11 protein-coding genes and 1 other annotated feature are annotated in these 14,053 nt (G+C 68.3%); of the genes, 3 read left to right on the top strand and 8 right to left on the bottom strand.

Annotated features, from left to right (window positions below; all coding sequences use genetic code 11):
* Positions 1-306: 306 nt before the first annotated feature.
* The gene (locus OG828_RS14745) at positions 307-966 is read right to left on the bottom strand and encodes a hypothetical protein (protein WP_328501382.1); all 660 of its coding nucleotides are present in this window, start codon (positions 964-966) and stop codon (positions 307-309) included.
* Between OG828_RS14745 and OG828_RS14740 the strand changes: the two genes are divergently transcribed.
* Positions 959-1,270 carry a transposase gene (locus OG828_RS14740; protein ID WP_328501381.1) on the top strand — a complete coding sequence of 104 codons (312 nt, stop codon included), beginning with the start codon at positions 959-961 and terminating at the stop codon, positions 1,268-1,270. The two genes, OG828_RS14745 and OG828_RS14740, sit on opposite strands and share 8 nt — an antisense overlap.
* A gap of 452 nt (positions 1,271-1,722) precedes the next feature.
* A complete protein-coding gene (locus OG828_RS14735; protein WP_328501380.1) occupies positions 1,723-1,947 on the top strand; it encodes a hypothetical protein in 225 nt (74 codons plus the stop codon).
* 103 nt (positions 1,948-2,050) lie between these two features.
* On the opposite strand, the gene OG828_RS14730 is transcribed toward OG828_RS14735, so the two are convergent.
* Positions 2,051-3,294 (bottom strand): IS3 family transposase gene (locus OG828_RS14730; protein WP_328501379.1). Its coding sequence is split into 2 segments (ribosomal slippage): positions 2,051-3,012 and positions 3,012-3,294, totalling 1,245 coding nucleotides; the frame shifts between segments, so codons are not numbered across the junction.
* Positions 2,885-3,013: a sequence feature (AL1L pseudoknot), on the bottom strand. (Overlaps the previous gene by 129 nt.)
* Positions 3,295-3,385: 91 nt before the next feature.
* Here OG828_RS14730 and OG828_RS14725 point away from each other — a divergent pair.
* The gene (locus tag OG828_RS14725; RefSeq protein WP_328355584.1) at positions 3,386-3,778 is read left to right on the top strand and encodes a hypothetical protein; all 393 of its coding nucleotides are present in this window, start codon (positions 3,386-3,388) and stop codon (positions 3,776-3,778) included.
* A gap of 12 nt (positions 3,779-3,790) precedes the next feature.
* Here OG828_RS14725 and OG828_RS14720 read toward each other — a convergent pair whose 3' ends face one another.
* The 6 genes from OG828_RS14720 to OG828_RS14695 all read right to left on the bottom strand — a co-directional run bounded on the left by OG828_RS14720 (position 3,791) and on the right by OG828_RS14695 (position 13,864).
* Positions 3,791-4,309, bottom strand: a complete 519-nt coding sequence (locus tag OG828_RS14720) for a hypothetical protein (RefSeq protein ID WP_328501378.1) — start codon at positions 4,307-4,309, stop codon at positions 3,791-3,793.
* Between the two features lie 310 nt (positions 4,310-4,619).
* Positions 4,620-6,512 carry an ATP-binding protein gene (locus OG828_RS14715; RefSeq protein WP_328501377.1) on the bottom strand — a complete coding sequence of 631 codons (1,893 nt, stop codon included), beginning with the start codon at positions 6,510-6,512 and terminating at the stop codon, positions 4,620-4,622.
* Between the two features lie 63 nt (positions 6,513-6,575).
* Positions 6,576-6,902 carry a hypothetical protein gene (locus OG828_RS14710; protein WP_328438204.1) on the bottom strand — a complete coding sequence of 109 codons (327 nt, stop codon included), beginning with the start codon at positions 6,900-6,902 and terminating at the stop codon, positions 6,576-6,578.
* Between the two features lie 36 nt (positions 6,903-6,938).
* Positions 6,939-7,790 carry an immunity 49 family protein gene (locus OG828_RS14705; RefSeq protein ID WP_328438203.1) on the bottom strand — a complete coding sequence of 284 codons (852 nt, stop codon included), beginning with the start codon at positions 7,788-7,790 and terminating at the stop codon, positions 6,939-6,941.
* 78 nt (positions 7,791-7,868) lie between these two features.
* Positions 7,869-8,624 carry an immunity 49 family protein gene (locus tag OG828_RS14700; RefSeq protein WP_328501376.1) on the bottom strand — a complete coding sequence of 252 codons (756 nt, stop codon included), beginning with the start codon at positions 8,622-8,624 and terminating at the stop codon, positions 7,869-7,871.
* Between the two features lie 98 nt (positions 8,625-8,722).
* A complete protein-coding gene (locus OG828_RS14695; protein WP_328501375.1) occupies positions 8,723-13,864 on the bottom strand; it encodes a toxin glutamine deamidase domain-containing protein in 5,142 nt (1,713 codons plus the stop codon).
* Between the last annotated feature and the right edge of the window lie 189 nt (positions 13,865-14,053).

Genomic DNA, 14,053 nt, shown 5'->3' with positions numbered 1-14,053 from the left:
CGCGCACACCTGAACCTCGATCGGCCACACCCACGCAACAGGACACCATCGCGGAGTCCCCCGACAAAGGAGCTTGAATGTCAGGACTCAGACGAGTGGGGCTCGTGTTGACGATGGCTGCTCTGCTGTCTGCCACGGTCGTGCCGGCCGCGTCCGCGGCGCCGGACGGTTCTGGTCACGGTGTGCCTCTGGACCAGTTGACGGTGGTCACTACCCCGGTAGTTGACGGTGGTCACCACCCCGGTGGCATCCGGTCTGAAGCAACCGGTCGTGATGGTCACGGCCAACGAGACCCGAATACGCCCTTCATCCGCCCACCATGATGTTGGGTTCCTTCTCCAAGAGTCTTGAGAGACCGGCCTGTTCGGCAAGGGCCCTGCGCTGTGGTTCGGCTTGGGCGCGTTCCTGCTCGTACCTTGCCCAGTCCGCTGGCTGCACGAAGAGCATGTCGTTGCTCGCCGGCACGATCATGACGCCGCCGAAGGCCATGTCACCGGCGAACCAGGCACCCCCCTCCTCGGCCTCCTTCGGCCAGCGGCGCACCGTCGAGGCGTTGAGGGCACGCAGGGAAGGGGTGCCGTGCTGCCCGCGTACCGTCAGCCTGACGGTGTGCACATTTCCGAGGTACTTCCACTCGGAGCCCTTCTTCAACACCCGGGTGCGGTACTCCAGCGGGTAGGTGCGCAGCACCTTCTCGCACACCTTGAGTCGCGACCCGTGGCGCAGTCTGAGTGCCAGGAAGATCAGCACGAACAGGGCGGCTGGGATGCCGAACGCGGGGAGGGCGGCGTCATAGCCGACCAGGTGAGCCGCGTACGGCATCGCGAACAGGGCCATGGCGAGCGCCAGGCGTGTGGCGATGTGCTGGTACAGCTGCGTGCGGTTGTGCTTGGGACTGCTGCAGGGTTGGGTGACACCTGATCTGGCTCGCTGAGAGGCGGGCTGGAAGGATGTCGCAATGCCCAAGCCGTATCCGAAGGAGTTCCGGGAGGACGTCGTGCGGGTCGCGCGCAACCGCGAGCCCGGCGTCACCCTGGAGCAGGTAGCCACCGATTTCGGCGTCCACCCGGCCTCGTTGACGAAGTGGATCCGACGTGCGGAGGCCGAGGAACGCGGTGAGCCGGGCCCTGCCGCCGGTCCCGGCTCCGCAAGGAGTGAGTCGGCTGAGCTGGCCGAGGCCGGCAAGCGGATCCGGATGCTGGAGCAGGAGAACGAGGTGCTCAGGCGGGCTGCGGCCTATCTGTCGCAGGCGAACCTGCCGGCAAAATGATGTACCCGCTCGTCCGCGAGCGGGCCGCCTCCGGTGCCCCTGTGCGGGTGCCGGTGGCGGTGACGTGCCGGGTGCTGGGGCTGGCCCGCCAGCCCTACTACCGGTAGCTGAACAGCCCGGTCACCGACGCCGAACTGGCCGAGGCATACCGGGCCAACGCCCTGTTCGACGCGCACCGCGACGACCCTGAATTCGGTCATCGCTTCCTTGCCGACGAGGCCCGCGCCGCGGGCGAGGCGATGGCGGAGCGCATCGCTTACCTCGTGGGTGCCCAGATGTATGGGCTGTTCAAGCTCTGGCGCATGCACCGGATCCTCAAGGTCTATCCCTGGCGGCAGCAGCCCGACGGTGTCCACGCTGATCGGCGACGGTCCAGGTGGGTGAGGGCAGTGTTCGTCCTGCCGAACCCGGACCAGCCCGAGAAGACGGAGTCAGCTGAGGAGCATGGGGGGATGTTCCGAATCTGGGACCGCGTCGTCCGCAAGGGGTTCGACGACGAGTTGTGGCACGCGGGAGACCCGCGCTTCGCTTGCGTGGTTGCCAGGCCTGGGCCGAAGACGTTGAGCTACGTCGCCCAGCCCACCGCGTACGACCAACGCACCTCCCCCCGCCGCAAAGGCCTCAGCCCCGAAGCCCGCGACCGCGCCCGGGCGATCGGCGCGCGCGTCGCCGACTGATGCAGCCCGAGTACAACCAACGCGCGCCCCAAGTGAGTTGGTGTCGGCATGGCAGGGCGCTCGCGTCCGCGCACAGTGAACCGCTCCGGGATCACTGGAGGCTCTATGCGTTGACTCCAGCCGCCGGTTGGGGCTGGTGTTGAGCGTAGTAGTTGGTCTCGTGCTCGTGGGGCGGGATGTTTCCGATCGCTGTGTGGAGGCGGTGGTTGTTGAACCAGTCGACCCATTCCGCGGTGGCGAGTTCGATGTCGGCCAGGCCGTGCCAGGGCTTGCGGGGCTTGATCAGCTCCGTCTTGTAGAGGCCGATCTGGGATTCCATGAGCGCGTTGTCCAGGGCGTCGCCGACGGTGCCGATCGAGGCGTCGATGCCGGCGTCGAGGAGGTGCGCGGTGAACGCGAACGACGTGTATTGACTGCCCGCATCCGAATGATGAATGAGCCCTGGTCCGGCGGGAGTTCCAGCGCGGTCGCGGCGCCACAGGGCCATGTCGAGGGCGTCGAGGACGAGCTTGGCCCGTTTGCTGGTGGCGGCGGACCAGCCCACGATCGTGCGGGAGAAGACATCGACGACGAACGCGACGTAGACGATCCCGGACCAGGCGGCGACATAGGTGAAGTCCGCCACCCACCGCTCGTTCGGACGCGACGCGGTGAAGTCGCGTCCAAGCAGGTCACCAGCCCTGTCCTGGCCGTCGTCCCGGATAGTGGTGCGGATCTTCTTCCCGCGTCGGGCGCCCTCCAGGCCCAGGTCGCGCATCAGCCGGGCGACCGTGCAGCGGGCCACTGGTATGCCTTCGCGGTGCAGCTGGCGCCAGACTTTTCGGACCCCATAGACGCTGAAGTTGTCCGTGTGGACGCGGCTGATCTGTGTCTTCAGCTCGTCGTCGCGGACCGACCGGGTGCTGGGGGTGCGGTTCTTGGCGGCGTAGTAGGTGCTCGTCGCGATCTTCAGTCCATGGCTGGTCAGGACTCTGCAGATCGGCTCGACTCCGAACACCTGACGGTGTGCGTCGATGAACGCTACGAGCGCTTCGACGGCCGGTCGAGCTCGGCCGCGAAGAAAGCGGACGCCGCCTTCAAGATCTCGTTGGCCCGCCGCAGCTCGGCGTTCTCGGCCTTCAGCCGCTTGATTTCCGCGGCCTCCTCGGACGTGACGCCGGGCCGCTGGCCGCCGTCGACTTCGGCCTTGCGGACCCAGGTCCGCACCGTCTCGGCCGCGCCGATCCCCAGCTTGGCTGCGACCGCCTTCATTGCGGCCCACTCGGTCGGGTAGTTGGGACGGATCTCCGCGACCATGCGCACCGCACGCTCACGAAGCTCGGGCGGATAGGGGGACGGACGAGCCATGACTCGATCCTCTCAGGGAATCGAGCCTCCATCAGACCCGGAGCGGTTCACAGCGCTTGCGGGTCGTCGTCGACCGATAGGCTCGGTTGCCATGACAACGCATGGTGATGAGGTGACGAACGGGCCGGACGGGACGGGTGGGGGGCCGTTGCCGTCCGGGGTGAGCGCGGACGAGTTGCGGGCGCGGTTCGAGGCTCAGGGACAGCCGGGGCTCGTGGAGGAGCGGCGGCGGGATGCGCGGCAGGCGCGTGGGTTGTACGGGGTGTTCGCCGGGCTGGTGGCCGTTGCCTGCCTTGTGCTGATGGTCGTACGCCTCGGTCAGGGCGACGCGCTGGGGGTCTGGGTCGCTACGTATGCCGTGGGTGTGGCCTGTGGTGGGTGGGGTTTTGTGCTGGCCCGGAGCGGCCACACGCGCTGGGCGATGATGGTCACCTGTATTGGGGTGGCGTTGGCGGGTGTCGGCGACAGTCCCGCATTCCGTTGAGGCGGCTCGAAGTCACGGCCGACGGCGGCTGTTGCCGATCACGTAGGCGAGGCCCCAGGCGGCGGCTGCGGCGAGCACGAGGCCGAGCGGGGAGAACCAGTCGACTCCGCCGTCGATCTCGTTGTTCCACCAGGCCTTGGCCGGGAGGAAGGGGTCGGCCTCCATCATGTCGCCGATGGCGCTGGGGGATTGGCTCTCGGCGATGATGAGCGGGACGGTGTTGGTGAAGCCGAAGAACGCACCGAGCGCGGCGATGACGGCACCACCGACATGTGCGCCGGCGCTGCGGTGAGCCACCGAGCCGACCAGGCAGCCGACGATCGCTCCGTTGACCAGCGCGTGGGCCAAGTAGAGGGTGTGGGCAGTGGTGAGCGACTGGTCCTTGTACGTCGCCAGCATCAGACCGCTGTAGAGCAGCGAGACGATGACCGAGGCGAAGAGGCCGAGGAAGACCGCGCCGACCGGATGACCGCCGGCGGTGGGCTGATGCCCGAATGGGAGCGCCTGGAACGGCGGCGGTGCGGCGTGCATCGGATGCATCGGTTGCGTCGGCGGCATTCCCGGATATGCCGGTGCCGAGGGCTGCTGCCCAGGGGCAGGCGGCGGTCCGAACCCCGGTGACTGTGACTGCTGTTGCTGCGGTGGGGCGGGCTGGCTGTAAGGGTTGTAGGCGGGCTGCTGTCGTTGCTGCGGCGGCAGTGGTGGATGCGGTGGCGGTTGGAACGGCGGCTGGCTCATCGGTTTCCCCCGGAGTGAACAAGTAGAGACAGAAAGTTATCAGTGAGATCAGGAGGGGGACTTCGGAGCCCGAGCGGGCCGCGTGAAGGGCGCTGAGCGGCAACTACGGCCGGATGCGGAGGGCCTTCGCCCCGCGTTCGGTGGCCACGAGGAGGATGCCGTCGGGGGAAAGGTCTGCGGCGGTGACGGGTGTGTCGGCCAGCAGCGTGGCCACGACGTCCCCGCTTGCGCGGTCCCAGACCCGTACGTGGTCGGCGCCGCGGGTCAGTTCCAGCGGGGTGGCGGCCCGCTCCTGCTCGGACGGGTGCAGGATCAGTTCGGGGTCAGGGTCTGTGTCGCCGAAGTGATCAGGCTGTACGAGACCCAGGACGAGCACCCCGGAACGGGAGCCCTCGCCGGGCGTGCCCGCGGGTACCTCGAGAACGGCGACGGGAGTGGCCGGCCCCTCGGAGCGGGGCAGGCTGCCGACGGTCACGGCGCTGATGCCGGGGACGGGCCGGCTCCACAGCGTCTGCCAGGGGAGGTTGACGCCGAGGCTGTGTATGGCTTCCGCGTACTCGGGCAGGCCGTCCTCGACGAACGCGGTCTCCAGCAGGGCGGCACGCTGCACGGCGGGTGCCTGGGTGCGGGTCAGGAGGGGGGCCGTACGGAGGTACGTGCGGGCCGGTGCGCCGAGTTCCTCAGTCGGTACGGCTTCGATGGCGGCGCGTAGTGGCACCGGGTCGGCGTGCACGAACAGCCCGGGGTCCGTGAGGAGTTGGGGCAGCAGGCCTGCTTCCAGGGTGTGGCTCGCTATGTGGTCCCGTACGTACGAGTCCGCCTTGCTCCAGTCCTGTTCCGGCACAGCCTCCAGCAGGGCCATCGCGAACTGCGTCTGAGCGGCGCGGACGTTCGGCAGGCCGGCGCGGATCTCGTCGGCGATGGCCGGGTGCAGCAGCTGGAGAAGCGTCTGCGGGCCGTCGTCCCCGTCGCGCTGAAGTGACCGGACGAACGGTTCAGTCAGCGAGCTGCCCCCCGCGATGACTCCGCTCATGTCCTTGCCCGCAAGGGCGTTGACGAGCCCGGGCCAGAGCTCGACGGGCAGACCGTCGCCCTCCGCGAGGGCCAAGGGCGCCAGGAGGTGACGTAGCGTCTGCGGGTCGGCTTGCAGGCGGCGGGCGTGCAGGTCGAGTGCCTGGCCGATGGAGGAGGGGAGCAGGGCCTCGTCGTGGGGGGCGAAGGTCTCCGGGCTCGTCAGGATGCTCTGCACGGCCAGTTCCACGGTGAGCGGACTCGTCCCGGCTCGGCGGCCGATCGCCTCGGCGAGAAAGCGTCGGGTTGGGGCGTCGGTGGTGAACGGCAGCTCGGGTGCGCCGAGTTGGGGGTTGAGCAGTGCCTCGGCCTGCCGTACCAGGTCCTGCGGGTCTGCCCACTGCGGTGCATCGAGATCGATGACTTGTACGGTGCCGACAGGGAGGCCCGCTGCGAACTCCTCCGCGAGTTCGCGAGGCATCTCCGTGAGCAGGTGGACCGTCTCGATGGCGGCGAGGGGTTTGAGTACCTCGCGCGTGAGTCGGGCGGGTTCTGCTGCCGTACGGACCGGTCCGGCGCGATCGACGTCCGGTACCACCACGGTCACCGGGGCCGGGAGGGTGGCCAGCTCGGTGAGTACGTCCGTTGCCTCGTCGGCCTCCAGGCCGAAATGACCGGCGAGGAGCCAGAGGACCTGGGCCGCGGTCATCCCGGCCGCGCCCGGAACGGCGGGGGCGGGCAGTTCGGGCGGTACGGTCGACGGGTCGAGGGCGTCCAGGGGCAGCCGCTTGCGGTACTCCGGGTCGCAGAGCATCAGGAACCCGGTGAGCAGATGCGATCGACCACTGCCAGGGTTTCCTGTCAGGACCAGGACGCGCGGGGTGCCGGGCCTCTCCATCCGCCAGGCGGCGAGGGCTCGTAGCACTGCGGTGCGGCCGCCTATGTAGGGGTGCGGTGCGTAGCCGTCGGGCGCGTCGTCGGTCATGGGTGCCAGTCCTGGTGGGGCGGTCGGGGGACAGAGCGGTGCTGCGTGGGGCGGGCCCGTCGGCTACGCGTTGCGGGCGCGGTTCTTCCGGTACAGCGCGATGGCCTGCTCGATCGGGTAGTTGGGGACCGTCACGGATTCGCCGGTCTCCTTCGACACTACGATCTTGGCTCCGCCGGGTGGGGCGGGCTGGGGTCGGCCGGATGCGTCGACGCTGGGCGGGAAGACCGCGTAAACCAGGTAGCCGATGTCGAATTCGTGGACGTTCAGTTCGGCGGGGGTGCCGTCGGGGAGTTTGGGCTGGGCGTAACGCGCCTGAACGATGGCGATGGCCTCGCTGGGGGTGGTGGGCGGACCTTGTGGTGTCGGGGTGGGGGCGTCGGGAACCATGCGCTGCCTTTCAGATGCCTGGGTGCCGGGCCGGGACTATGTGGGGAATTCGTTGAGCCAGGCGCCTTCGAGGAGGTGCTTGGGGAGGTATTCGGATTCGACGGTGATGGTGAAGCCGGCCTGGACGGCGAGGCAGCAGGCGCCCAGCGGGCCCAGAGCGACGAGGCCTTCGGTGTCCAGTTCGCGGTCTTCGTCGTGGGTCCAGTAGTCCTTGTGCCATTCAAGGGTTTTGGCGAGTTCGGTGTTGAATTTGTTCTGGTCGCCGCGTGTCAGCTGAGTCAGGAGGTTCATGGGCGGGTACATGATCTGGAAGACGCCGTCGCGCGGGGCATGGCGCAGGGCTCCGGGGTCTGTTCCGTCCACCGCGGCCACCAGTTTGTCGCCGAATTCGGGGCGCTTGAGCCAGTAGGCCTGTAGCGCTTCCACCCAGTTGTAGATGTACTCGTCGAAGACGCCGTCGGCTTGCCGTAGTTGTGCGGCCGGGAACTGGCACAGTTCCGTCATGCGTTTCTTTTCGCGGCAGATGCAGGCGAGCCAGAAGGCGCTGAGCCAGTTCCCGGCGTGGGCGCGGGGCAGGGCGCCGACGCGGATGGTCCGCATCTCGTGACCGATGCGGCATTCGATGGCGTCGGTTGTCGCCCGCGCCGACTCGAAGAGGGCGGAGCCGACCTGCATGGCGGTGACGCAAGCTTCCCAGGTCTCGACCTTGTCGGCCTCCGGGTCCACGACACATTGGCGGCAGAAGAGCCCGATGGCGTCGGCCAGAACGTTCGAGAACCACGACGGTTCGTCCCGTAGGTCTTGAACGTCGTCCCAGAAGTCCTTGGTACGGGTTTCAAGGATCCGCAGGGCATTTCGCGTCGGGAATTCATGCCGCGGAATCTGCATCGCTTTCCCCTTCTCCTCCGTTCTGGTATCGAACTCGTTGGGTAGGCACTCGTTGTTGGGGATACTCCTTGTTGGGGATCAGGTGGGGAAGTCGCCGACGCGGCCGCGTTCCAGCAGATACTTGGGGATGTAGCCGGACTCCACCTCAATGGGCATGCCGCTGTCGTAGGCGAGGCAGGCCATCGCGAGCGGGCCCACTGCGACGAGACCGCTCACCTGCGCTGCCGTCGACTCCTCCGCCGTCCAGTACTCCTTGTGCGATTCCAGGGCCTTGACCAGTTCTGCGTTGAAGCGCTCACCGTCGCCTGCGGCCCAGCGGTAGAACAGGTTGAGCGGGGGATACAGGATGCGCAGCATCAGGCTGCGGTCGGTGACCTGTAGGACCTCCGGGTCCGTTCCCCTGATCGCGGCCGTCAGCTTGTCGCCGAGGCCGGGGCCTTCCTTCCAGTACGTCTGGAGGGTGTCGACCCAGTCGTAGATGTACTCGTCGAACACCGCTCCGGACTCGCGCAACAGCGAGATCGGGACGTCGCTCAGCTCGTTCAGCCGTTCCTTTTCGCGGCAGATGAGTGCCAGGTAGAACGCGGTGAGCCAGTTGCCCGCGTCGGCGGGCGACTGCGGGCCGGTGGTGGGGATCGTCCGCCGTTTGCCCGAGATCAGACATTCCACCGTGGGTTCCGACGAGGTGGCCGACCGGAACAGGGCGGAGCCGATCTGCATGGCCGCGACCCATGCCTCCCAGGTCTCGATCCGTGCGGCGCGGGGATCGAGGGCGCAGTGATTCTTGGCGTCCGACAGCGCCGTGTTCAGCGCCATGTTGAACGTGCTGGGCATGGTTTCGAGCTCTCGGGCCCGTTCTTCGGCGTCGTCAAGGAGCTCTTGCGCACTGATAACTCGGTCGGCAGGCACCTCGTGACGTGTCACTTGGGTAGTCATTGCTGCCTGTCCTCCGGCTTCCGGATGTCGAAGTAGTCCATGTTCGCTCCACCGTACCTCTTGCGATCACGGTGGCCGTCGTCGCCGACGTAACCGCCTTCGTGGTTGCCGTTGTTGGCCTGTGCGTTGGCTTCCGGATCGCTTTCGACCTTGGACTGCACCACGACGTACTGGACGTTCCCCAGTTTGTAGGCGGCCTGCAGTTTCTTGGCAATTGCCCTTTGTTCTGGAGTCCCCTCTCGCATCAGCATATTGATGGTTTCGAAGTACTCCCGGGTGCCCTGCATCACCTTCTTGCCGGTATGGCCGTTGCGTTCACCGAGCTGACCCGTGGGCGCCTTGGCTTCGACCACAATGTAATGTCCGGGCTTGTTCGGGTCCTCGTAGATCTGGTCGAACTGATCGCTTCCATTTCCGGTATGAGGTACGTCGACCAGTACGTACTCAGGGTGCTGGCTGGACATCGCATGATGCAGCGCCGAGTACTCGCCGTGGTTCTCGCCGATGTCGCGTACCGCGGAATGCGTGTCCGCGTACACGCGCTTGGCCGCTTTGTATTCCTCGGAATCCTCGCCGTGGTCCGCCTTCGCCTGCAATTTGGCGGCCTCGGCGATGCGGTCGGCCTGGAGCGTCCACTCGCGATTGTTGGTCTCAGCGTCGAGAGCCTCAAGATTCTCGGGTGTGATCTGGCCGTCCTCGCGGCCCAGCTTGACGGGCTTGACGATGTCTTCGGGCATGTAGTCGGGCGCGTCCGGTGGCGGGACCTCGCTGGCCGCGATGAATTTATCTGGATCGTCCGGTTGGTCCGGGTCCCGCTTGAGCTGCGGAAGCCTTTGGCCATCGACCCTGTCGTCCAGGCTGTTGCGATTGCCGTTCTTCTGCCAGTACTGCTTGCGGTTCTCCCTGCTCTCATTGGCGAAGTCGACCATCCTGCGGATGAAGGCCTTGTCGTCCTCGCTATTGCGCGCGGCGGGTTCGGCGGGCCCTGGCGGTGGGGTGGTGTTGCCGTCGGAATGGGGCCTGTTGCCGACTGCGTTGGTTTCGCCGGTAATGGGGCCGTACAGCGGTTCCTTGCCGCGCGTGGAATCCCTGACGTAGCCGGCCGCATCGGCGTTCTTGCCGTCCGGAAGGCTCTCGCGTGTGGGGACCGCGGAGTCCTTGGTCATGTCGCTCGGGCGGTCGCGGCGGTCGTCGGCCGGCGACTGATTCGGTTCGTCGGGACGGGTCAGGCCCGGGGTCTCGGAACGGTCCTTGTCCGGCGTCTCCGATCGCGGATCATCGACATGATCGGGGTGAGTCGGGTCCGGTCGCGGCGGGGTGTTCGGGTGCCGGCCGTCCGAGCGCTCGTTGGTCTCCGGCTTCTGCTGGGTGGGTGTGTCCCGATGGGGATCGGCTGCGCGGGGGTCGGACGTGCGCGGATCCGTCGTGCGGGGATCTGCAATGCGCGGGTCGGTGGTACGCGGGTCCGCGGTCTGCTGGTGCGGGACGGACGTCCGCGGGTCTGAGGGCGCGGTGGTCTGCTGGGGCGTGTCCCGGTTGTTGGTGGTGGGGTCGTTCGGAGCGTCCTGGGATGACTTCCGGCCGTCAGGCCTGCTGTCCGCTTCGGTCTGCCTGCTATCCGGTTCGGTTGGCTTGCTGCTCTCGCGCTCGGGCCTGCCGTTCTCGTTTGCAGGCTCGCCGTTCGTCGGGTCCTGCGTGGATCGCGTCGAGTCCGGCGACGTGTTCGGGTCGCGCGTCGACGGCTGTGCGGAGTCCGCGTCGTTGGATACGTCCGGGGTCGCCGGGTCCGCCTGAGTACGGGAGGTGGCTTCCGCTTCGGTGTCGTCGCCCTGCTTCGCGGTGTCGCCAGAGACGTCGTTCTGCGGCTGCCCGTTGTTCGCGGAGGTCTCGGAGGTCTCGGACTTCTCCGGCTGCGCCCCGTCGTCCTGCTGGTTCTGCGACGCGTCACTCTGGTTCCCGGAGTCCTCCGCGGCGGGCTGCGTGAGGTCGATCGGGTTGCGGTCGGCGTCGAGCGGGATGTGCCAGACGTGTGCGGCGTTGTCCAGGTGGAGGGGGTCGTGGCTGACCTCTCCGCTCTGGGTGTCGATCCAGATGATGTTGCCGTTGTGGTTGACGGCGTTGAAGGCGTGGCCGCCTCCGCCGGGCCAGTCGACCTGGACGATGGCCGCTGAGCCGGGGCCCGCCTGCTGGAGGACCGAGGCGATCCTGTTGGCGGTGTCGGGGTCGTTGCCGGGGCCGGCGTAGGTGTGTGCGGCGCCCGTCCAGCGGATCTGGTTGGCGTTCGCGTTGTCCTCGGGGGACCAGGGGTCGGGGTTGCCGTGTGCGTCCGTGTCGAGGGTGCGGGGCGCCGACACCTGGGGGTCGCCGTACCAGGTCTCCAGGAAGGAGCGGGAGCAGTCGGCGCAGTTGTTGCTGCGGCCGGGGACTTCGTTGCCGCCGTCGTTCTGGAGCTGCGTCCATGGGCCGAAGGGGTCGGGGAACCGTTCCGGGGTGCCGTCCTCGTTGCGCGGGACCGCGTCGGCCAGCGCCTGCTGGTCGCTGGGGTCGGGCTCTGACAGGCCTCCGGGGTAGTGGTCCAGGTCGGCGCGGATGTCGTCCAGGCTGTCCTGCTGGGCGTGTTGCTGGTTGTTGGCGGTCCCGGGGTCGGCCTGCGGCGAGCCGGGAGGCTGCGGCGTGGCCGGGGTCGCGTGTGATGGCGGCGTCGAGGAGCTTGGAGTGGTGACGACGGTGTGGATCGGGACCGCTGTCACCTGCTGTTGCTGCTGCTGATGCTGTGGGTTGGGCGGCGTGTGGGGCTGGGCAGTCGGCTGCTGCGGGGTACCTGGGGCATGAGGCGCGTTGGGCGTGCTGCCCGGGGGCTGCTGGGGAGGCCTGGTGGGAGTGGAGCCGGTGCCCGGCTGGTTCTGGGCGCCGGGTGTGCCGGGGGTGTTCGTGCTGGTGGCGGCGCCCGGACGTGCTGAAGCGTTCGAGTTGTCGCCGCTCGGTGTCGAAGTGCGGTCCGGTCCGGCGCCGGACGACGTCGAGGGCGTCGTCGTCGGGGTGCTCGGGGACGGAGCCGCGGTCCTCGATGGAGTCGACCGGTCCGGGTTCGGGCTCGGGCTCGGGCTGGTCGTACTCGGGTTCTGACCCGGCGTGGGGGTACGGCTGCTGCCGGTCGGGGGCGGGGTACGGTCCCCCGGCGTCGTACCGGGGTTGTTCCGGGGCGGAGTCCGGTCTCCCGGCGTCGTACCGGAGGAGTCACGCGGCGGCGTTCGGTCCCCGGGCGTCGTACCAGGCGCGTTCCGTGGCGGCATGCCGTCGCCCGGCGTCGTACCAGGCGCGTTCCGTGGCGGCATGCCGTCGCCCGGCGTCGTACCAGGGATGCGCTGGCCCGGCGTTCGACCGTCAGGCGTTCCGGGCGTACGACCGTCCGCCGCACCGGGACTCCGCCCGTCGGGCGTCGTGGCGGGCGTGCTCCGCGGTGTTGTCGGAGACGTGGGGTTCGGCGTGGACGCAGGTCCGGTTCCCACGGACGACGGCGTACCCGGCGTACTGGCGGAAGGGTTCCTCGCCGCACCCGAGTTGGGGGTCGGGCTGGTGGCGGAGGGCGTGCTGCCGGACGTACTCCCGGCGTGGTGCGAACCGGCCGTACCACCTGCAGCCGCCGACGCCGTCGACGCCGTCGACGCCACCGGCGACGTCGGAACGGCCGAGCCGCCATCCGTACGACCCCCCGACCCCGCGGGAGACGGGTCGCCCGTCGTCGGTGTCGGCGCCGCGTTGGACTGGGTGGGGACGCTGGTGGCCAGGCCGTCGATCTGAGTGCCGATCGAGCCGCCCCCCGACGAGGACGACGGGCCGCCGGACGATGTGGGGGTGGGTGCGGACTGCGGGGTCGGGGAGGAGAGGCCGGAGACGGAGGGGCCGCCGTTGGTACCGGGCGAGCTGTTGGTGGACGGGGTGCTCGGCGAGGCTCCGCCGGGCGCCGGATCGTCGAAGTCCGACAGGGACGGCCCCGACAGTGACGGCGCCGGCCTCGAGTACGGCGAGTCTGAAGAGGACGGACCCTGCCCGGAATCCGAACCGGAGCCGGAGTTGGATCCCGAGCCCGCCCCGGAATCAGGGCCGGACCCCACATCCGGTCCACCGACGCCTGCCCCACCGGCATCCGCGGATATCCCACCGCCGATGTTCACACCCGGCCCACTGCCAGTGCTCGCACGCGTAGAACTGGACGAGTCCGAGGAGGAGTTGGAGCTCCCGGAGTTGGAGTCGGAACTTCCCGAGTCGGAACCTCCCGAGTCAGAACTCCCAGAATCGGAGCCCCCCGAGTCAGAACTCCCCAAGCCGGCGCCCCCGCTGCCGCTGCCGTCGCCATTGCTACCCGGCAACCCCGACGGCCCGCGATACCCGTCAATACGGCTGTCGACCGCGTTATGCACGCCGTCGCCCGCCTTCTTCCCCAGGCTGTCGCGCACCCCCTCCGCCAGCGTCTGCGGCGACTGCTTGAGGGCCTCCAGGCCCGCCGTGCCGCCGGTCTTCATGGTGTGGGCGAGGTCGAAACCCTGCTGGGCGCCGAAGCCGACGTTCACCGTCTGGCGGATGAGGTCGGAGATGATCGCCTCGATCGCCGAGATCGCCGGCTCCTTCATCGCCTCGATGATCGCCTCGAGCAACGCCTGTTTCAGCTCGTCGAGGAGGCGCCGGACGATCAGGCGGGCGGCCGCGGTGGCGCCCATACCCGCGACCGAGGACAGACCGAAGGTGAAGGGTGCGGCGGCCGCGGCGGCGGCGATCTGGATGGCGAGGGCGATCAGCTGGGCGATCACCGCCCATTTGGCGAACTCGACCAGGTAGGCGCAGGCCTCCATCACGTTCGCGATGATGTGGGCGGCCTGCGCGGCGTTCGCGAGGTAGCCGTCGGAGCCGTCTCCGCCGTCGAACTTCTTGTAGGTCTTGGAGAACTTGTCGATCGATTCGCCGGCGTTGTGGGCGGTCACCATACGCGCGGCGCTGTTCGCGGAGGTGTGGAGTCCGGTGACGTCGTCGCCGAACTTCCGCCACAGTGCGGCCGAGTCCCTGAGCTTGTCCTCGTCAGCCGTCGGCCAGTTGAAGCCGAGCATCTGGAGAACCCATTCGAGCTCGTCCGGCAGCATCATCGACACAGCAGAAAGCACCCCCGTTGGACCAACACGGCCGTACAACCCCCTCGCTCACCAAGGGAAATCACTCAGCTGTACCACCGTGCGCACAGCTTACGGACTCACCCGCAGGCAACTTCAGAGGGTTGCTGTCACAAATCTGTTGCAGGGCAGTGCTGTTGTCCGGCGCGGCAGCCCGCGCCCGGG

Origin of the sequence: Streptomyces sp. NBC_00457, assembly GCF_036014015.1 — a bacterium.
In the GTDB taxonomy this organism is placed as follows: Bacteria; Actinomycetota; Actinomycetes; order Streptomycetales; family Streptomycetaceae; genus Streptomyces.
The sequence above is the reverse complement of the archived record's forward strand: the minus strand, read 5'-3'. Positions and strand labels throughout refer to the sequence as shown.

Bases quoted from the DNA above. Each gene is read 5' to 3' on its own strand.
- OG828_RS14740 (WP_328501381.1), top strand. From the start codon at position 959: ATGCCCAAGCCGTATCCGAAGGAGTTCCGGGAGGACGTCGTGCGGGTC.
- OG828_RS14725 (WP_328355584.1), top strand. From the start codon at position 3,386: ATGACAACGCATGGTGATGAGGTGACGAACGGGCCGGACGGGACGGGT.
- OG828_RS14735 (WP_328501380.1), top strand. From the start codon at position 1,723: ATGTTCCGAATCTGGGACCGCGTCGTCCGCAAGGGGTTCGACGACGAG.
- OG828_RS14705 (WP_328438203.1), bottom strand. From the start codon at position 7,790: ATGCAGATTCCGCGGCATGAATTCCCGACGCGAAATGCCCTGCGGATC.
- OG828_RS14700 (WP_328501376.1), bottom strand. From the start codon at position 8,624: ATGCCCAGCACGTTCAACATGGCGCTGAACACGGCGCTGTCGGACGCC.
- OG828_RS14720 (WP_328501378.1), bottom strand. From the start codon at position 4,309: ATGCACGCCGCACCGCCGCCGTTCCAGGCGCTCCCATTCGGGCATCAG.
- OG828_RS14710 (WP_328438204.1), bottom strand. From the start codon at position 6,902: ATGGTTCCCGACGCCCCCACCCCGACACCACAAGGTCCGCCCACCACC.
- OG828_RS14715 (WP_328501377.1), bottom strand. From the start codon at position 6,512: ATGACCGACGACGCGCCCGACGGCTACGCACCGCACCCCTACATAGGC.
- OG828_RS14695 (WP_328501375.1), bottom strand. From the start codon at position 13,864: ATGATGCTGCCGGACGAGCTCGAATGGGTTCTCCAGATGCTCGGCTTC.